This window comes from Mycobacterium celatum (assembly GCF_002101595.1).
Classification (GTDB): Bacteria; Actinomycetota; Actinomycetes; order Mycobacteriales; family Mycobacteriaceae; genus Mycobacterium; species Mycobacterium celatum.
Genome location: NZ_LQOM01000021.1, coordinates 37,082 through 55,437, shown reverse-complemented (window position 1 = coordinate 55,437; position 18,356 = coordinate 37,082). Strand labels below are relative to the sequence as shown.

The 18,356-nt window shown below is 66.2% G+C and carries 16 protein-coding genes and 1 tRNA gene; 7 read left to right on the top strand and 10 right to left on the bottom strand.

Annotated features, from left to right (window positions below; translation table 11 throughout):
• Entirely contained in the window at positions 1-1,380 is a 1,380-nt protein-coding gene (gene lysA / locus AWB95_RS06870; RefSeq protein WP_232315643.1) for a diaminopimelate decarboxylase, read from the bottom strand.
• Between the two features lie 35 nt (positions 1,381-1,415).
• On the bottom strand, positions 1,416-3,068 hold the full coding sequence (gene argS / locus AWB95_RS06865; RefSeq protein WP_062539563.1) for an arginine--tRNA ligase: 1,653 nt from the start codon (positions 3,066-3,068) through the stop codon (positions 1,416-1,418).
• A gap of 114 nt (positions 3,069-3,182) precedes the next feature.
• On the opposite strand from argS, the gene AWB95_RS06860 reads away from it, so the two are divergent.
• Positions 3,183-3,258: transfer RNA gene (locus tag AWB95_RS06860), tRNA-Arg, on the top strand.
• A gap of 20 nt (positions 3,259-3,278) precedes the next feature.
• Here the strand turns inward: AWB95_RS06860 and AWB95_RS06855 are convergent.
• Positions 3,279-4,376, bottom strand: coding sequence for a sulfite oxidase (locus AWB95_RS06855; protein WP_062539562.1), 1,098 nt, complete (start codon positions 4,374-4,376; stop codon positions 3,279-3,281).
• A gap of 95 nt (positions 4,377-4,471) precedes the next feature.
• Positions 4,472-5,350, bottom strand: coding sequence for an LLM class flavin-dependent oxidoreductase (locus tag AWB95_RS06850; RefSeq protein WP_062539561.1), 879 nt, complete (start codon positions 5,348-5,350; stop codon positions 4,472-4,474).
• Positions 5,351-5,389: 39 nt separating this feature from the next.
• On the opposite strand from AWB95_RS06850, the gene AWB95_RS06845 reads away from it, so the two are divergent.
• Entirely contained in the window at positions 5,390-5,803 is a 414-nt protein-coding gene (locus AWB95_RS06845) for a VOC family protein (protein ID WP_099539702.1), read from the top strand.
• A gap of 84 nt (positions 5,804-5,887) precedes the next feature.
• A complete protein-coding gene (locus AWB95_RS06840; protein ID WP_062539559.1) occupies positions 5,888-6,277 on the top strand; it encodes a VOC family protein in 390 nt (129 codons plus the stop codon).
• A gap of 71 nt (positions 6,278-6,348) precedes the next feature.
• Here AWB95_RS06840 and AWB95_RS06835 read toward each other — a convergent pair whose 3' ends face one another.
• From AWB95_RS06835 to AWB95_RS06815, 5 genes are all read right to left on the bottom strand, one after another.
• A complete protein-coding gene (locus AWB95_RS06835) occupies positions 6,349-6,819 on the bottom strand; it encodes an Rrf2 family transcriptional regulator (RefSeq protein ID WP_062539558.1) in 471 nt (156 codons plus the stop codon).
• Positions 6,820-6,856: 37 nt separating this feature from the next.
• Positions 6,857-7,585, bottom strand: a complete 729-nt coding sequence (locus AWB95_RS06830; protein WP_062539557.1) for a 3'(2'),5'-bisphosphate nucleotidase CysQ — start codon at positions 7,583-7,585, stop codon at positions 6,857-6,859.
• The gene (gene cysC, locus AWB95_RS06825; RefSeq protein ID WP_062539556.1) at positions 7,582-9,426 is read right to left on the bottom strand and encodes an adenylyl-sulfate kinase; all 1,845 of its coding nucleotides are present in this window, start codon (positions 9,424-9,426) and stop codon (positions 7,582-7,584) included. Before cysC ends, AWB95_RS06830 begins: the two co-directional genes overlap by 4 nt.
• Positions 9,426-10,355 carry a sulfate adenylyltransferase subunit CysD gene (gene cysD / locus AWB95_RS06820; RefSeq protein WP_062539555.1) on the bottom strand — a complete coding sequence of 310 codons (930 nt, stop codon included), beginning with the start codon at positions 10,353-10,355 and terminating at the stop codon, positions 9,426-9,428. Before cysD ends, cysC begins: the two co-directional genes overlap by 1 nt.
• Positions 10,356-10,607: 252 nt before the next feature.
• Positions 10,608-11,099, bottom strand: coding sequence for a beta-class carbonic anhydrase (locus AWB95_RS06815; RefSeq protein WP_062539554.1), 492 nt, complete (start codon positions 11,097-11,099; stop codon positions 10,608-10,610).
• Between the two features lie 167 nt (positions 11,100-11,266).
• Between AWB95_RS06815 and AWB95_RS06810 the strand changes: the two genes are divergently transcribed.
• Genes AWB95_RS06810 through AWB95_RS06795 form a run of 4 tightly spaced genes read left to right on the top strand, consistent with a single transcriptional unit; the run spans position 11,267 to position 16,656 of the window.
• On the top strand, positions 11,267-12,244 hold the full coding sequence (locus AWB95_RS06810) for an ABC transporter permease (protein ID WP_062539553.1): 978 nt from the start codon (positions 11,267-11,269) through the stop codon (positions 12,242-12,244).
• On the top strand, positions 12,241-13,170 hold the full coding sequence (locus tag AWB95_RS06805; protein WP_062539552.1) for an ABC transporter permease: 930 nt from the start codon (positions 12,241-12,243) through the stop codon (positions 13,168-13,170). The genes AWB95_RS06810 and AWB95_RS06805 overlap by 4 nt, the downstream gene beginning before the upstream one ends.
• Positions 13,167-15,008: a dipeptide ABC transporter ATP-binding protein gene (locus AWB95_RS06800; protein WP_062539551.1), complete on the top strand. Its 1,842-nt coding sequence runs from the start codon at positions 13,167-13,169 to the stop codon at positions 15,006-15,008. The genes AWB95_RS06805 and AWB95_RS06800 overlap by 4 nt, the downstream gene beginning before the upstream one ends.
• Complete coding sequence (locus AWB95_RS06795; RefSeq protein ID WP_062539550.1) at positions 15,001-16,656, top strand: ABC transporter family substrate-binding protein; 1,656 nt, start codon at positions 15,001-15,003, stop codon at positions 16,654-16,656. The genes AWB95_RS06800 and AWB95_RS06795 overlap by 8 nt, the downstream gene beginning before the upstream one ends.
• 72 nt (positions 16,657-16,728) lie before the next feature.
• Here AWB95_RS06795 and AWB95_RS06790 read toward each other — a convergent pair whose 3' ends face one another.
• Positions 16,729-18,318: a GMC family oxidoreductase gene (locus tag AWB95_RS06790; RefSeq protein ID WP_062539549.1), complete on the bottom strand. Its 1,590-nt coding sequence runs from the start codon at positions 18,316-18,318 to the stop codon at positions 16,729-16,731.
• Positions 18,319-18,356 lie beyond the last annotated feature (38 nt).

The following is an 18,356-nucleotide window of genomic DNA, read 5'->3' as shown; positions in this document are numbered from 1 at the left end:
TCACCTCACCTCCAAACTCAACAGGTCGTCAACCGTCTCCCGGCGCAGGATCAGCCTGGCCTGCCCGTCGCGCACGGCCACCACGGCCGGGCGACCGATCAGGTTGTAGCGGCTCGACAACGAGTAGCAGTACGCCCCGGTTGCCGCCACCGCAACCAGGTCGCCGGGTTGCAGGTCGGCGGGCACCCATGCATCGCGAACCACGATATCGCCGCTCTCGCAGTGCTTTCCGACCACGCGCGCCAACGTGGGCTCGGCATCGGTGAGCCTCGAGACCAGCCGTACGTCGTACTCCGCGGCGTAGAGCGCGGTGCGGATGTTGTCGCTCATGCCGCCATCGACGCTCACGTAACGCCGCTGTGCCGTCGCGCTCACGTCGACGTCCTTGACGGTGCCGACCTCATACAGGGTAATCGTCCCGGGTCCCGCGATCGCGCGGCCGGGTTCGACGACGAGCCGGGGCGTGGGCAGGCCGACCGCCGCGGATTCGTTGCGGACGATCGCGCCGAGCTTGGCCGCCAAATCGGCGAGTGGCGGCGGATCGTCGGGCGGCAGGTACGAGATCCCCAGTCCGCCGCCGAGGTCGACGGTCGAGATCTGCGACGTTTTGTCGACACCAAACTCGGCGACGATGTCGTGCAGCAGGCCGATGACGCGGTGTGCGGCCAGCTCGAACCCCGCCACGTCGAAAATCTGCGAACCGATATGACTATGCAGCCCAACCAATCTGAGGTTGTCGGTGGCGAAGACGCGTTTCACGGCGGCCATCGCCGCGCCGTTGGTCAGCGACAGCCCGAACTTCTGGTCCTCGTGGGCGGTAGAGATGAACTCGTGGGTGTGGGCCTCCACACCGACCGTCACCCGGACTAGGACGTCCTGGACCACACCGGCGTCGGCCGCGATCGCGTCGAGGCGTTCGATCTCGGTCATCGAGTCCAGTACGACATGCCCGACCCCGGCCTTGACCGCGGCGGTCAGCTCGGCGACCGATTTGTTGTTGCCGTGAAAGGCGATTCGCTCGGGTGGGAAGCCGGCTTCTAGCGCGACGGACAGCTCGCCGCCGGTGCACACGTCGAGCGACAGACCTTCTTGATTTATCCAGCGGGCAATTTCGGTGCACAGGAACGCCTTGGCAGCGTAGTGCACGTTCTCCCCGCCGCCGAATGCCTTGGCCATCTCGCGGCAGCGTGAGCGGAAGTCGTCTTCGTCGATGACGAAAAGCGGTGTGCCGTACCGCCGCGCCAGCTCGGTCACCCTCACGTCCGCGATACTGACGTCGCCGTCCTTGTTGCGAACGGCGTTGCGCGGCCAGACGTTCGGCTCAAGGTTGAGGAGTTCCTGCGAGGTCTGCGGCCGCGGTGGCGCGCCTGCGTGATGGATTTCTTCGGCGTGTCGTGGGCCGGCCGGATGTGCGCTCACATTCGCTCCGGAGCAGTGACTCCCAGGATTGCCAAGCCGTTGGCAATGACCTGACGGGTGGCCTGGCACAACGCTAGACGGGCGGTGTGCAGCTCGTTGGGTTCTTCGTCGCCCTGCGGCAATACTCGGCAGGAGTCGTAGAACCGGTGGTAGTCGCCCGCGAGGTCTTCGAGATAGCGGCACACGCGATGCGGTTCTCGCAGTGACGCAGCGGTTTTGAGCACTCGGGGGAACTCGCCGAGACCGCGGATCAGCGTGCCCTCTTTGTCGTGGGTGAGCAGTTCGAGGTGGTTGGTGTCCGGGATCAGGCCGAGCTCGGCGGCGTTACGAGCAAGTGCCGAGAGCCGAGCGTGCGCGTATTGCACGTAGTAGACCGGGTTTTCGTTGGAGGCCGACGACCACAGGGCCAGGTCGATGTCGATCGGGGTGTCCACCGAGGATCGGATGAGGCTGTAGCGGGCGGCGTCGACGCCGATCGCCTCGACGAGGTCGTCGAGGGTGATAACGGTGCCTGCCCGCTTGCTCATCCTGACGGGCTGGCCGTCGCGGACCAGGTTGACCATTTGGCCGATGAGCACCTCGACGGTGGCCGGGTCGTCGCCGAATGCGGCTGCGGCGGCCTTGAGTCGGGAGATGTAGCCGTGGTGGTCGGCGCCGAGCATGTAGATGCACAGGTCGAAGCCGCGCTGGCGCTTGTCCAGGTAGTAGGCCAGGTCGCCGGCGATATATGCGGGCCTGCCGTCGCTCTTGATGACGACGCGGTCCTTGTCGTCGCCAAATGCACTGGTGCGCAACCAGGTTGCGCCGTCCTTTTCGTAGATGTTGCCGTTTTCGCGGAGTTTCTCGATGGCCTGGGCGACCCGGCCACTGGTGTGCATCGATTCTTCGTGGGTGTAGACGTCGAAGTCCGTGCCGAAGTCGTGCAGCGACTTCTTGATGTGGGTGAACATCAAGTCGACGCCGATGGCCCGGAAGGTCTCGTGCTGCTCCGCTTCCGGTTGGCTGAGCGCGTCGGGGGCTTTTTCAAGCACCTGCGCGGCGATGTCGGTGATGTAGCTGCCGGCGTAACCGTCCTCCGGCGTCGGCTCCCCCTTGGCCGCGGCGATCAGCGAATTGGCAAAACGGTCGATCTGCGCGCCGTGGTCGTTGAAGTAGTACTCGCGCACCACGTCGGCGCCCTGCGTCGTCAGCAAGCGGCCGAGTGCGTCGCCGACAGCGGCCCAGCGCGTCCCGCCGATGTGGATGGGACCGGTGGGGTTGGCCGAGACGAACTCCAGGTTGATCTTGTGGCCGGCCTGGGCGTCGGAGTGGCCGTACTTGGCGCCGGCGTCGATGACGTTATTGACGATCACGCCCTGCGCCGACGCGTCCAGGCGGAGGTTGATGAAGCCGGGGCCGGCCACCTCGGCCGAGGCGATGCCGTCGGCCTGCGTGAGCGCGTCGGCCAGCCATCCGGCCAGCTCGCGCGGGTTGGTGCCGACCTTCTTGGCGACCTGCATTGCCAGGTTGCTGGCGTAATCGCCATGCTCGGGGTTGCGGGGGCGCTCGACGGTGACCGTGGCCGGCAGCGCGGCGGTGTCGAGGCCGTGCTCGGTCAGCACCGCAGTTGCGGTGTCCTTGAGCAGCTCAGCCAGGTCGCCGGGGGTCACGAACGTCCATCCTATGGGCTGTAGTGCTCGCGACCCGAATCCGTTCCGGTGGTCAGACGCGTGCCGTCATGCGCTAGTCTGGCTGGGCCCGATGGCGCAGCATCCCGCGCGTGCGCCCCCGTAGCTCAGGGGATAGAGCGTCTGCCTCCGGAGCAGAAGGCCGCAGGTTCGAATCCTGCCGGGGGCACCACGTTTTCGCAGGTCAGAGGGCTATCCGCGATTTGGTGTGATTTCGACCTGCACCCGGGCCCACGAGTTGTTGCCGTAGCCCTTGGGGTTCCACAGCGACACCGCCGATTCGGGCTGGGTGTTTCCCGCGGTGTCCCACGCCCGCGCCGTCACCGGCAGAGGTCCCGGCTCGGCGTTCACGGTCAGCGACCACTGCCGCCACGCCCACCGGCTGAGCGGGGGCTCGAGTTTGGCTTGACGCCAAGTCCGGCCGTCGTCGAGAGATACGTCGACGCGGGCAATGCCATGATCGCCGTCGGCTAGGGCATAGCCGCGGATGGTCAGCGGCCCGGCAGCAACTTGCGCGCCATTCTCCGGAATGAGGATGTCGCAATTCAGCGCGACCGACGACAGCGAAATGCCTTCCTCCGGTCCGGCGGTATCCGGATCGGCATCGGCCGGAAGGATCCGATACGCGACCGCTTGAAAGTAGTTGTGCGACGGCGTTTCTTGCACCGTGACCGCGCTGACCCATTTCACGCTGCGGGCGCCGATGTATCCCGGCACGAGTACCCGCACCGGGCCGCCGTGGATCCTAGGCAGCGGTTGGCGGTTCATCTCCCAGACCAGCAGGACCTCCTCCGACAGCGCCTTTGTCAACGGGATCGAAGCACCGAAGGGCTGGGCTGGAACCGCCAGCGGCGACACGTCCGGTGCAATGAGTGCGACGTGCAGGCCGTCGACGCGACGAACCCCGGCGGCGTCAAGCACGTCGGCCAGCCGCACACCTCTCCATTCGGCTGTCGATGTCGCGCCCGGCCCCCATGGATCCTCGCCGACGATCTCGCGGATCTCGTTGAACTCAGCCCGACGGTTCCCTGCGCACTGCAGGGTCGCGACAACCGTCCGCGCATGAAACGTGCTAGTCAGCTCGTCGAAGGTCAGGTTGAGCGGGGTGGTGACCAGCCCATCGACTGTCAGCTGCCACTGGTCGAGCGGGATGTCGGGGATCGGACCGTGGTTGCGGCAGTAGAAGACGTCCAGCGGGGTGATCTCGTCGCGGGCCAGCGCCGCGGGAGCGGCTTCGGCATTGAATGGGGACAGTTCATGCACGATGGTGCTCGCGCTCTTACCCCACATCCATCCAGCTTGCCGCAGTCTGGTGGGAACCGCCGAGCAGACGCAAAGTCGCGTTGCCAGGGCAAGAAATGGGCGATTTTGCGCCTGCTCGCGACTTAAAAATCGGCAACCACCTCGGCGACCCGCCGAAGCTGGTCGAGATCGGAACTGGTTGGGATGAGCTGGATTTCGTCGGTGCCGATCGCGTCGAACTTCCGCAGCACCGCGAGCAGCTCGTCCTCGCTGCCGGCAAATCCGGTCGTCGGCGCCATCGCGTCGACATACTCCGCCGGAATCCAGTTCATGTAGCGGCGCAAATGGCGGTGCATCTGCTTGCGGGCGTCGTCGCCGGTACCAAGCGCGAACCAGAACGACGTCGCGAGGTGGGGGTCGAGCTTGCCCGCCTCGGCCCATGCCGTGCGCGCCACGTCGAACAGCTCGTTCTGTTTGGCGACGTCGAGGTCCAACGTGGTGCCTGCCAGCCCGTCCGCCCAGGCAGCGGCGCTGCGCAACGTCTTCGGCCCAATAGTGCCGACCAGCAACGGCGGCCCGCCCGGCTGAACCGGCGCCGGCCCGACCGGCAGCACCGACTCGGTGATCTTCTCCCCCGCCCAGACGCGCTTCATCACCGCCACCCGCTCGGCCATACCGCGAATGGTCTGCGTCGCCGGATCCGCGCCGACCGCCTCATAGTCTTCGGTCCTGCCACCCACCCCGATGCCGACCGTCAGCCGCCCACCACACAACATGTCACCGGTGGCGAGAGCTTTGGCCAGCATGACCGGGTCGTGCAGCTGCGGCACGAGCACCGTCGTCACCAGCCGCACCCGATCGGTCCAAGCGGCCAGCGCGCCCAACAGCGTCAAGGTCTCCGGGTTCTCGAACGCGATGCGCTCACCCCAGCACAGTGACGAGAACTGGCCCTCGTCGATCGCCTGCGCCCAGTCGCGAAGCAGGCGCGCATCCAAGTCCGGTTCCATCACCGGCATGGTCATGGCTATCTGCACACCGGCGATTCTGGCAGCATGTCTCGCGTGGGCATCACAGCGACTTCCATTGCGCATGTCCGTCTCACCGTCACCGACATCGAGCGATCCCGGCAGTTCTACGAGAGCGTCTTCGGCTGGCCGGTTTTGATCGAGCTTCCCGACAACGCCGACGAAGCGACCCGCAGCCGACTGGGGTTTCTGTTCGGCGGCGTCATCTACGACATGGGTGGGGCGCTGATAGGGCTGCGACCGGTCGCCAGCGACCGCTTTGACGAGGACCGCGCCGGGTTGGATCACATCGCGTTCCGCTGCTCTGACAGAGACGAATTAGACGCAGCGGCACAGCATCTCGACGAGCTCGGTATCCATCACGAGCCGGTCAAGGACATCGGGCCGTCATACATCCTGGAGTTCCGCGACCCGGACAACATCGCGTTGGAGCTGACGGCGCCGAAGTAATCGTCACCTGCGCGAGCGTGCGCAAACCCGGGAATTAGCCCGGCGTGGCGGCCGGGGACACGCACGCTCGCGCAGAATGGGGAGATGGCTATCGCTTTGAACCACACCATCGTCGCCGCACGCGACAAGCGCGAGTCCGCGGAATTTCTCACCGAGCTGTTCGGGCTGCCGGATCCGGTGCCGTTCGGCCACTTCCTGACCGTCAAACTCGAGCACGGCGTGGACCTCGACTACGCCGATGTTCCGGACGGAGAAGACATCCGGCCGCAGCACTACGCGTTCCTGGTCTCCGAGGACGACTTCGACGCGATCTACGACAAGGTTCGATCGCGCGGGATCCAGCACTGGGCAGACCCCGCCGCCAAGCGCCCCGGCGAGATCAACCACAACGACGGCGGCCGCGGCGTGTACTTCCAAGATCCCGGCGGCCATTACCTGGAGATCATCACCCGCCCCTACGGCTCGGGCGGCTGAGGCACCGACGAGAAGACGTAAACGCCCACAAAATCTCGGCGTGTCGGGGACTTCTGCAGCTGCTCGCGCAACTAACGGCCGTGGCGCTTGCGTTCCTGATCGCGATAGTCATCGGCGAGCCGGCCGACGTGCTTGGGCAGGGTTCCCGCGGCAACGTCGGCAACCGTCGTTTCCTCTAATACCGAGCGCATGCTCGCCCGCAGCGCCCGCCAGACGTCGGTCAGCGCCGCGGTGGGACCGGAATACGGCAGGTCGCCGAGACCGATGTCGCGCACGCTGGCCAGCGGCCCGTCGATGCAACGCAACACATCGGCGATGCTGATCTCGGTGGCCGGACGCGCCAGCTCGTAACCGCCGTCGCGGCCCCGGTGGCTGCGCACCAGCCGATCGGTGCGCAGGTCCGACAGGATGTCAACGAGAAACTGTGGGGGGATCCCCTGGGCGTTCGCCAGGTCTTCGGTCTTGACCAGCGTGCCGCTGTCGGCCGTAGCGAGCTGCACCATCGCCCGCACCGCGTACTCCGCCTTGGCCGACATCCGCATTCTGGCGATTCTGCCACCGCCGTACGATGCGCCGAGGTCAGCCGGTTACGGCCAGCACAGCGTCGGCGTATTCGGGGCGACACACCACGACATCGGGCAGCAGCGGGTCGCTCTGGTTGTAGGCCAGCGGCGACCCGTCGATGCGTGAGGTGTGCAGACCGGCCGCGCGGGCCACCGCGACGGGTGCAGCGGAATCCCATTCGTACTGTCCCCCGGCGTGGACGTACACGTCGGCCAGCCCTTGAATGACCGCGGCGACCTTGGCCCCGGCCGATCCCATCTCCACCAGGGTGCCGCCGAGCTCGTCGCGCACCTGCAGGGCAATCGCCGGCGGGCGGGTGCGGGACACCACGACCCGGGGCGGACCCGAATGCGGCGACGGCGACGCGATTTCGGGCGTGGCCAGCGTGATGCCCTGTGCGGGCAGGGCGACGGCGCCCGCGACGAGTTCGCCGGATTGCCATAACGCCACGTGCACGGCCCAGTCCTCGCGGCCGAGCTCGGAGAATTCGCGGGTGCCGTCCAGCGGGTCGACGATCCATACCCGCTCGGAGCTCAGCCGCACCCGGTTGTCGGCGCCCTCCTCGGACAGCACCGCATCGGCCGGCCGCTCGCGCTCCAGGGCCTCCATCAGAAAATCGTGGGAGCGCTTGTCCCCCACGGCTTTTCGTTCGGCCTCCGTCGCCCCGGCCAATTCCTCGCGCACGGCAAGCAGCAGCTGACCCGCCTGCGTGGCCAACCGCGCGGCCAGCTCGTGGTCGCTCACCTGCGCGACTCGAGCAACTCGAGGACTCGCTGGGCCTGCTCGTCGACGGACATTCCGGGGGTCAGGCGCAGATCCGGGTTCTTGGGCCGCTGATACGGGCTGTCGATACCGGTGAAATGGGTGATCTCACCGGCACGCGCCTTCGCGTAAAGCCCCTTGGGATCCCGCTTTTCGCAGTCCTCGATCGGGGTGTCGCAGAACACCTCGAAGAAGTCGAGCCCGGCCTCGGCATGCACCTGGCGGGCCAGCTCACGGTGCTCGGCAAGCGGGCTGATCGCCGGCACCAGCACGGTGTGCCCGGAATCGGCCAGCAGCGTCGCGACGTGCGCCAGCCGGCGCAGGTTCTCGGCGCGGTCCGCCATCGAGAAGCCCAGGTCGGCGTTCAAGCCGTGCCGCAGGTTGTCGCCGTCGAGAACATAAGCGGGAACGTCATTTTCGAGCAGCTTTCGCTCGACGAGCATGGCCACCGACGACTTACCCGAACCGGACAGCCCGGTGAACCACACCGTGCGGCCTCGGGCCATCCGGTCCTCGGCGGTCACCAGCGACTTGTGCCGCACAGTGTTTGGGCTAGAGGTGCGCCCGGCGACGTCACGCAGCACCATGCCCGCCGCCACGGTTCCGTTGGTGGCCGGGTCGATCAGGATGAACGACCCGGTGCTGGCGTTGCGGATGTACTCGTCGAGCAGCAGCGGCACCTGGGTACGCAGCGAGATGCGGCCAAGTTCGTTGAGGTTCAACGCCGTTGCGCTCTTGTCACGGTGCAGCGTGTTGACGTCGAGGCGGTAGTCCAGCCCGGTGACGATTACCCGCGTCATGCGGGTGGTGTGCTTGACGAGGTACTCGCGACCCGCTTCCAGCGCCGAGCCGTCAGCCATCCAGCAGACGGTTGCGTCGAACTCCTGGGTGACCCGCGGCTGGTTGTTGGTACGGGCGATCATGTCACCGCGCGAGATGTCGATGTCGTCGGCGAGTCGCACCGAGACCGCCATCGGCGGAAACGCTTCGTCGACCGGTCCAGTGGGCCCCTCGATCTCGGTGATCCGGCTGGTCTTGCCCGCCGGCAACACGATCACCTCGTCGCCGGGACGCATCACACCGCTGGCCACCGAGCCCGCATAGCTGCGATAGTCGTGATGCTCGCGGGTCTGGGGCCGGATGACGTACTGCACCGGGAACCGCACGTCGACCAGGTTGCGGTCACCGGCGATGAACACCTCCTCGAGGTGCGACAGCAACGCCGGCCCGTCGTACCAGGGTGTCTTGTCGGACTTGGTGACCACGTTGTCGCCGTGCAGCGCCGACATCGGGATAGCGAGCACGTCATGCACGTCGAGGCGCGTGGCGAAGGCGTGGAAGTCGTCGCGAATGGCCTCGAAAGCTTCTTTGTCCCAGTCGATCAGGTCCATCTTGTTGACCGCGAGCACAATGTGCTCGATACCGAGCAGCGACGCCAGGAAGGTGTGCCGGCGCGACTGCTCCAGCAGACCGTGGCGTGCGTCGACGAGCACGATGGCGAGTTGGGCGGTGGATGCCCCGGTCACCATGTTGCGGGTGTACTGCACATGGCCGGGCGTGTCGGCGATGATGAATTTGCGCTTGGGCGTGGCGAAATAGCGGTAGGCGACGTCGATCGTGATGCCCTGCTCGCGTTCGGCGCGCAACCCGTCGGTGACCAGTGCCAGGTCGGTGTAGTCGTGGCCGCGTTCCTTCGACGTGGCTTCGACCGACGCCCACTGGTCTTCCATCACGGCCTTGGAGTCATACAACAGCCGCCCGATCAGTGTGGATTTGCCGTCGTCGACGGAGCCGGCGGTTGCGATGCGCAGCAACGTCGCCATCAGAAGTACCCCTGCCGCTTGCGGTCTTCCATGCCTGCCTCGGAGATCCGGTCGTCCGCCCGGGTGGCGCCACGTTCGGTCAGCCGCGACACCGCCGTCTCGGCGATCACCTCAGACACCGTGGACGCGGTCGACTCCACACATCCGGTACAGGTGACGTCGCCGACGGTGCGGAACCGAACCGTCGTCTCGAACACCTCCTCGTCGGGGCGCGGCTGCATGTGCCGGTGCACGGCCAGCAGCATCCCGTCGCGCTCGAACACCTTGCGCCGGTGGGCGAAGTAGATCGACGGCAACGTGACCTTCTCGGCGCCGATGTAGGACCAGACGTCGAACTCGGTCCAGTTCGACAGCGGGAACACCCGGATGTGCTCACCCTTGTGGTGCCGGCCGTTGTAGAGGTTCCACAGCTCGGGTCGCTGGGCTTTGGGGTCCCACTGGCCGAACTCGTCGCGGAAACTGAACACCCGCTCCTTGGCACGTGCCTTCTCCTCGTCGCGCCGGGCGCCGCCGAATGCCGCGTCGAACTTGTTCTCGCGGATGGCGCGCAGCAGCGTCACCGTCTGGATCGGGTTGCGCGACGGGATGGTCTCGACCACGCGGCCGGCGTCGATGTCGTCTTGCACCTTGGCGACGATCAACCGCACCCCGGTCTGCTTGACCAGCTCGTCGCGGGTGGCGATGACCTCGTCGAAGTTGTGACCTGTGTCGACATGCATCACCGGGAACGGCAGCCGGCCCGGGCGGAACGCCTTGAGCGCGAGGTGCAGCATCACGATCGAGTCCTTGCCGCCGGAGAACAGCAGCACCGGGCGCTCGAACTCGGCGGCCACCTCCCTGATGATGTGGATGGCCTCGGCCTCCAGGGAGCGCAGATGGCTCAACTCGTACTGCCCGGCCGTCGGGCTGGCTGTTGCTTGGCTGGTCATAAGGCTCCCACGTGATTCCCGGTAAAGTTGGCTAGATTGGCCATATTTATGATCGTTACCGTGAATTTACTCAGGCCGGGCGGCCGGTGTCAACGGGCGCGCCGAGGCGGGTAGGCCGTCGCCAATGGTCGAGTGCGAACTGAGGGCTTCGAGTGTGAGGTGAGGGCGGGAATTTTCGACTGGGGCCGCCCACGATTCACAGTCGCCGCCCGGGATTCACGCTCAGACGCGGGTGGCCTGGCGGGTGCCGCGTCAGCGGGTGACCTCGTGGAGCTTGCCGGTGGCCACGTCGAACACAAACCCGCGCAGCGACTCGTGCTTGGTGACGAACGGGTTGGCTTCGATGCGACGCAGCGACTGCTTGACGTCCTCGGCCGGGTCCGGGAAGGCCTCGGCGGCCCAGGCCGGTCTGATACCGGTCTCGTTCAGGATGGCACGCTTGAAGTCGTCGTCGGTGAAGGTGAGCATCCCGCAGTCGGTGTGGTGAATGAGGATGATCTCGCGGGTACCTAGCAACCGCTGGCTGATCGCCAGTGAACGGATCGCGTCGTCGCTGACTACCCCGCCGGCGTTGCGGATGACGTGCGCCTCGCCCTCCTTGATCCCGAGTGCGCGGTAGACATCGAGCCGGGCATCCATGCATGCGACGATCGCAACGTGTTTGCTCGGTGGCATCGGCAGCGGGCCGTTGAAGGAGCTCGCGTATTGGGCGTTGTTGGCCAGATAGTCGTCGGTAACCGTCACGCCAATCTCCTTGCGTTGTTTGCTGGATCGAGCATTCGGGTGGCTGATTCTAACAATTCGGCCGTTGCTGTTCACCGGTACGAATCAGCCGGATCGCATCTGTTCGCGGCACTGGGCAAGTGCATCTCTTACCCTGTGCCCATGCGACACGGGCGAGGCCGGCAGGCATGATCCGCTTCTTGGCGCGTCGCTTGCTGAACTACCTCGTGTTGCTGACGCTGGCGTCGTTCTTGGCGTTTTGCCTGGCGTCGGTGACGTTTCATCCGCTGGACAGTTTCGTCCAGCGCCACCCTCAGCCGCCGCCGGAGGCCATCCATGCCAAAGTCGTTGAGCTTGGCCTGGATAAACCAATCCCCATCCGCTACGCCAATTGGGTTTCCGGCGCGGTTCGCGGTGACTTCGGCGCCACGGTGACCGGCCATCCCGTCTCCGAGGAGCTCTGGCGGCGGACCGGCGTCAGTCTGCGCCTGGTGGTGATCGGCTCGGTGCTGGGCGCCGTGATCGGCGTCGTGGTGGGAGCCTGGGGCGCGATCCGGCAGTATCAGCTGAGCGACCGGGTGGTCACCGTGCTGTCGTTGCTCATCCTGAGCATCCCGTCGTTCGTGCTGGCGGGCCTGCTCATCTTGGCCGGGCTCCGAGTCAACATGCTCACCGGCGTGCGGATCTTCCTCTATACCGGCGAGACGTCACCCATTCCGTTCGGCAGCGCATGGGACCGGATCGTCGACCGCATCCAGCACATCGTGTTGCCGACTCTGACGCTCGCGCTCGGCGCGATCGCGGGTTTCAGTCGCTACCAGCGCAACGCGATGCTCGATGTCCTGGGCGAGGATTTCATCCGGACCGCGCGCGCTAAGGGCTTGACCCGCCGGCGCGCGCTGTTCAAGCATGGCCTGCGCACTGCGTTGATCCCGATGGCCACCTTGTTCGCCTACGGAGTGAGCGGCCTGGTCGTCGGGGCGGTGTTCGTCGAGAAGATCTTCGGCTGGCACGGCATGGGCGACTGGGTGGTGCAAGGCATCTCGACCCAGGACACCAACGTCGTCGTCGCGATCACGGTGTTCACCGGGGCGGCGATTCTGGTTGCCGGGCTGCTGTCGGACGTCATCTACGCGATGCTGGATCCCAGGATTCGGGTGTCATGACCGCGACGACGGAGACGACGCCGGTCCGGTCCGGCATCCACCCGGCTGCTTTTACGTCGCGGCGAAATCTGTTGGTGCGCCGGTTCATCCGTAACAAGCCCGCCGTGGTTGCGTTGATTCTGTTGGCGGTGCTGTTCGTCGGCTGCTACACGCTGCCGCCGCTCCTCCCCTACAGCTACACCGCGTTGGATTCCGGCGCGCTGCTGCAGCCGCCGTCGCTGCAGCACTGGTTCGGCACCAACGCGCTCGGCCAGGACCTGCTGGCGCGCACCCTGCGGGGCATGCAGAAGTCGATGCTGATCGGCTTCTGTGTGGCAGTGATCTCGACCAGCATCGCCGCCACGGTCGGGTCGGTGGCGGGCTACTTCGGCGGCTGGCGCGACCGGGTTTTGATGTGGCTGGTGGATCTGCTGCTCGTGGTTCCGAGCTTCCTCCTGATCGCTATCGTCACTCCGCGGACCAAACAGTCGAGCAGCATTCTGTGGCTGATCGTGCTGCTCGCGGCGTTCGGTTGGATGGTCAGCTCACGGATGGTGCGCGGGTTGACGATGAGCCTGCGGGAGCGCGAATTCATCCGCGCGGCACGGTATATGGGGGTGTCGAGCCGTCGCATCATCGTCGGACACATCGTGCCCAACGTCGCCTCGATCCTCATCATCGACGCGACGCTCAACGTGGGGTTCGCGATCCTGGCCGAAACCGGCTTGAGTTTCCTGGGATTCGGTGTGCAACCACCCGATGTGTCGCTGGGCACGCTGATCGCCGACGGCACTCCGTCGACCACCACGTTCCCCTGGGTTTTCCTGTTCCCGGCCGGCGCACTGGTGCTGACCGTGTTGTGCGCCAACCTTGCCGGCGACGGGCTGCGTGACGCGTTCGACCCCGGCAGCGGAGCCGGACGCCGCAGAAAGCGGCGTTCCAAATGACCGCGCTGCTCGAGGTGACGGACTTGACCGTCACCTTCGAAACCGAAGACGTGGTCGTGCCCGCCGTGCGCGGCACCAGCTACCACATCGACCCCGGTGAAGTGGTCGCCATCGTCGGCGAATCCGGTTGCGGCAAAACCACTGCCGCGATGGCCGTCGTCGGACTGCTGCCGGAATATGCCCGGGTGTCGGGATCGGTACGGCTGCACGGCGAAGAATTGCTCACGCTCGGCGACCAGCCGATGTCACGGATCCGCGGCAAGACCATCGGCACAGTGTTCCAAGACCCGATGTCGGCACTGACGCCCGTCTACACCGTCGGCGACCAGATCGCCGAGGCCATCGAGGTCCACCACCGCGGGATCAGCCGAGCCGATGCCCGCAAGCGCTCCGTCGAGCTGCTCGAGCTGGTCGGTATCGCGCAACCGCAGCGCCGCGCAAGGGCTTTCCCGCACGAGCTGTCCGGCGGCGAGCGCCAGCGGGTGGTGATCGCGATTGCGATCGCCAACGACCCCGACCTGCTGATCTGCGACGAACCGACCACCGCGCTGGACGTGACCGTACAGGCGCAGATCCTGGACGTGCTCCGAACCGCGCGCGACGTCACCGGCGCCGGCGTGCTGATCATCACCCACGACCTGGGTGTGGTGTCGGAGTTCGCCGATCGAGCGCTGGTCATGTACGCCGGACGCCCTGTCGAGATCGCTGCCGTCGACGAGCTCTACCGTGACCGTCGGATGCCCTACACGGTCGGGCTGCTGGGGTCGGTGCCGCGACTCGACGCCCCGCAGGGCACCCGGCTGATTCCGATCCCGGGCGCGCCGCCGACGATAACGTCACTGTCCCCCGGCGTCTGCACATTCGCCCCGCGCTGCCCGCTCGCGATCGACGAATGCCGCTCTGCAGAACCGGATCTCGTTGCCATCGCCGACGGCCATCGGGCAGCGTGCATCCGCACCGACGATGTGGCGGGCCGCAGTGCGGCCGAAATCTTCGGCGTGTCCACCGGACCGTCATACACCGATACCACGGCGGGCGAACCGCCGGTGGTGCTGCAAGTGGCCGATCTGGTCAAGACCTATCCGCTGACCAAGGGTGTGGTTTTCCGAAGACGGGTGGGCGAGGTGCGGGCGGTCGACGGGGTCAGCTTCGCCTTGGAGCAGGGCCGCACGCTGGGCATCGTCGGCGAATCCGGTTCGGGCAAATCGACTACGCTGTCCCAAATTCTCGACCTCGCGAGGCCGCAGGCGGGTTCCATCGAGATTCTCGGTGCTGACGTCGCAGCGCTCGACTCGGTGGCCCGTCGTAAGCTGCGCACCGAGCTGCAGGTGGTGTTCCAGGATCCGGTCGCGTCGCTGGACCCTCGACTGCCGGTATTCGATGTGATCGCTGAACCGTTGGTGGCCAATGGTTTTGACCGACGCCGCTGCGAGGAGCGAGTCGCCGAGCTGCTGGAGATCGTCGGGCTCGACAATGCCGACGCGAGCCGCTATCCCGCCGAGTTCTCCGGCGGGCAGAAGCAGCGGATCGGAATTGCCCGGGCGCTGGCGTTGCAGCCGAAGATCCTTGCGCTCGACGAGCCGGTGTCGGCGCTCGACGTGTCGATTCAAGCCGGCATCATCAATCTGCTGCTCGACCTGCAGGAGCAGTTCGGGTTGTCGTATCTATTTGTGTCGCATGATCTTTCGGTGGTCAAGCACCTGGCACACCGGGTCGCGGTGATGTACCGGGGAACAATCGTGGAACAGGGCGATGGCGAACAGGTTTTCACCAATCCACAGCACGAGTACACCCGACGACTACTGGCCGCGGTCCCGGGGGCACACGCCGATGTCTAGCCGGCTTGTGGTGCTGCTGTCGGTGGTCTTGTTGGTCGTCACCGGCTGTTCGAGCGGGTATCGGGATCTTCCGGAGACGCACGCCGCGCGGGTCGGCAGCACCAGCGACATCAACCCGCGCGACCCGGCGACGCTGCGCGATGGCGGCAACCTGCGGCTTGCGCTGACATCTTTCCCGGAAAATTTCAACGAACTCAACATCGACGGCAACACCGCCGACGTCGGTTCCATTGTGGCGCCGACGCTTCCGGGCGCATTCATCACCCAGCCCGACGGCTCGCTGAAACTCAATACCGACTACTTCACCAACGTCGAGCTGACCAGCACCACGCCGCAGGTCGTCACCTACACGATCAACCCGAAAGCAGTGTGGAGCGACGGCACCCCGATCACCTGGGAAGACCTCAAATCAATGGTCGACGCGTGCAGCGGTCGCGACAAGCGCTACCTGATCGCCAGCAGGGCCGGATTCGAACGGGTGCAGTCGGTGACCAGGGGCCGCGACGATCGCCAGGCGGTGGTGACGTTCGCCGAGCCGTACGCGGAGTGGCGAGGAATGTTCGCGGGCGGCATGCAGCCACGCAGCATGACCGCGAACCCGGACGTATTCAACAAGGGCCAACTCAATGCGCCCGGCCCGTCGGCCGGACCGTTCATCGTGACCACCATCGACCGGACCGCGCAGCGCATTGTGCTGACCCGCAATCCGCGTTGGTGGGGCGCCAGACCGCGGCTGGACTCCATCACGTTCCTGGTGCTCGACTCCACCGCCGTCATTCCCGCCCTGCAGAACAATGCGATCGATGCAGCCGGAGTGGCCACCCTCGACGACATGGTCACCGCTGCGCGCACCCCGGGAATCGTGATCCGCAGCGCGCCGGCGCCCACCTGGTACCACCTCACCTTCAACGGCGCACCCGGATCCATCCTGGCCGACGAGAAGCTGCGGCTGGCGATCTGTCGGGGCATCGACCGCCAGGCGATCGTCGACGTCGTCCAGCACGGCCTGACCGGCCATCCGGCGCCGCTGAACAATCACGTCTACGTCGCCGGCCAGGTGGGCTACCAAAACAACAGCGGCCCATGCGCTTACAACCCCGACCAAGCTCGTGGCGATTTGGATGCGTTGGGCTGGAAACTCAACGGGGCGGTGCGGGAGAAGGACGGCAAACAGCTGGTGATCCGCGACGTGTTCTACGACGGTCAATCGGCGCGGCAGATCGCCTTGGTGGCTCAGCAGAACCTGGCCAAGATCGGGGTCAAGCTGCTGCTCGACCCCAAGCCCGGCACCGGATTCTTCAGCCAGCACGTGTCCGTCGGCGACTTCGACATCACCCAATTCGGTTGGGTGGGCAACGCTTTCCCGCTCTCTGCGCTGCCGCAGATCTACACCTCGGACGGAGACAGCAACTTCGGCAAGATCGGCAATCGCGAGATCGACGCCAAGATCGAGCAGACGCTCTCCGAGCTGGATCCGGACAAGGCGCGTGCGCTGGCCAACCAGGTCGACATGATGATCTGGCAGGAGGGCTTCAACCTGCCGCTGTTCCAGTCACCCGGCGACATCGCTGTACGCAGCACGCTGGCCAACTACGGCGCGCACGGGCTGGCCGATGTGGTCTACACCGCGATCGGGTTCACTCGCTGACGTCTGATGCCGCGAAAGTGCATTCCACGACGCATTTCGCGAGTGGACCCGTCGGCAGTTGCACTCTCGCGGTTATGAGGAGATCAAATCCGCGGCCTTCTCGCCGATCAGCACGGCGGGCGCGTGGGTGTGCCCGCGGATGATGCTCGGCATCACCGACGCGTCGGCCACCCGCAGCGCTTCGACGCCGCGGACCCGCAGCTGCGGGTCGACGACGCTGGCGTCGTCGGTGCCCATCCGGCAGGTGCTCACCGGGTGGTACAGGGTGTGCGAGCAGGTGTTGAGCGCCTCCTCGAGGGTAGCGTCGTCCAGTTCGGTGGCGCCCTGCGGTCGGGCGATGGCGCCGAGCAAACCCTTCAGCGGCAGCGTCTGGGCCATCCGCGCGCAGATCCGCAGGCCCGCCATCATCGTGGCGCGGTCGACGCCGTCGGGATCCGACAGGTAGCGCGGGTCGATGATCGGCTTGGCGTGCGGATCGGCGGATCGCAGCAAGATCTGCCCGCGACTGTGTGGCTTGAGCAGGATCGGCCCGAATACCACGGCGTGCCGGGGGTACGGCTCCCCGATTCCCTGGTCGAAGTAGGGCGCCGGTGCGAAAATCAGCTCGAGGTCGGGCAGCTCCGACTCCGGTCTGCTGCGGACAAACCCGTATGCCTCACCGACATTGGACGTCAGCATGCCGCGGCGCCGCAGCAAATAGTTGACCAGCTGCTTGGGCTTCTCGGCGAGGTACAGACTGTCCTGTTCGACCTCGAAGCCCAGCGGTGTGACGAGGTGGTCACGCAGGTTCTGCCCCACCTCGGGTGCGTGGTGCACGATGGCGATGTCGTGGTCGTCGAGGTGGTCGGAATCACCGATGCCGGAGAGCATCAACAGCTGCGGGGTGTTGATGGCGCCGCCGCACAGCACCACCTCGCGGCGGGCGTGGACGATGCGGCGTTGGCCGCCGTGGTCGAATTCCACCCCGGTTGCGCGGTTGCCGTCGAAGAGCACCCGGGTCGCAGTGGCCTGAGTGAGCACGTCGAGGTTCTTGCGGCGCAGCACCGGTTTGAGGTAGGCGTCGGCGGTGCTCCACCGAGCGCCCTTGCGCTGAGTGACGACGGTTTCACAGAAGCCTTCCGGCGCAGCGGAATTCGGGTGGGCAGTGCCGAATCCGCATTCCCGCGCGGTGGTCAGCCAGGCCGCGGTCGAGCTGCGCGGGCTGCGCTGGCGGGACAAGATCAGGGGGCCGGTCACGCCACTCTCGTCGCCGCTGACGAAATGCCAAGCGTCGGCGACGTTTTCGATGCGCCGAAAGTAGCTCAGGGCCTCGCCGTACGACCATTCCGGACCCGCCTGGGCGGCCCACTCGTCGTAGTCGGCGCCGAACCCTCGCACCCACATCATCGCGTTCATCGACGACGATCCGCCGAGCATCTTGCCCCGCGGCCAATAGATCTCGCGGCCGGCCAGCTCCTTCTGCGGTTCGGTCAGGTAATCCCAGTCCACCTCGGTGCGGAACAGCTTGGAGAACGCCGCGGGTATGCGGATGAACTTGTTGGTGTCTCGCGGACCCGCCTCCAGCGCCACCACCGAGACCGCCGGGTCGGCGCTGAGCCGATTGGCGAGCACCGCCCCCGCCGACCCCGTGCCGACGACCACGTAATCGCAGTTCAAGTCCATCACTCACCCCCTATTGCGGGTGAGTGTATGTCGGCAGC

Excerpts from the sequence above, each read along its gene's own strand:
- AWB95_RS06855 (WP_062539562.1), bottom strand. The coding sequence starts at position 4,376 with ATGTGGGGTAAGAGCGCGAGCACCATCGTGCATGAACTGTCCCCATTC.
- AWB95_RS06850 (WP_062539561.1), bottom strand. The coding sequence starts at position 5,350 with ATGACCATGCCGGTGATGGAACCGGACTTGGATGCGCGCCTGCTTCGC.
- AWB95_RS06840 (WP_062539559.1), top strand. The coding sequence starts at position 5,888 with ATGGCTATCGCTTTGAACCACACCATCGTCGCCGCACGCGACAAGCGC.
- AWB95_RS06835 (WP_062539558.1), bottom strand. The coding sequence starts at position 6,819 with ATGCGGATGTCGGCCAAGGCGGAGTACGCGGTGCGGGCGATGGTGCAG.
- cysC (WP_062539556.1), bottom strand. The coding sequence starts at position 9,426 with ATGGCGACGTTGCTGCGCATCGCAACCGCCGGCTCCGTCGACGACGGC.
- cysD (WP_062539555.1), bottom strand. The coding sequence starts at position 10,355 with ATGACCAGCCAAGCAACAGCCAGCCCGACGGCCGGGCAGTACGAGTTG.
- AWB95_RS06810 (WP_062539553.1), top strand. The coding sequence starts at position 11,267 with ATGATCCGCTTCTTGGCGCGTCGCTTGCTGAACTACCTCGTGTTGCTG.
- AWB95_RS06805 (WP_062539552.1), top strand. The coding sequence starts at position 12,241 with ATGACCGCGACGACGGAGACGACGCCGGTCCGGTCCGGCATCCACCCG.
- AWB95_RS06800 (WP_062539551.1), top strand. The coding sequence starts at position 13,167 with ATGACCGCGCTGCTCGAGGTGACGGACTTGACCGTCACCTTCGAAACC.
- AWB95_RS06795 (WP_062539550.1), top strand. The coding sequence starts at position 15,001 with ATGTCTAGCCGGCTTGTGGTGCTGCTGTCGGTGGTCTTGTTGGTCGTC.
- AWB95_RS06790 (WP_062539549.1), bottom strand. The coding sequence starts at position 18,318 with ATGGACTTGAACTGCGATTACGTGGTCGTCGGCACGGGGTCGGCGGGG.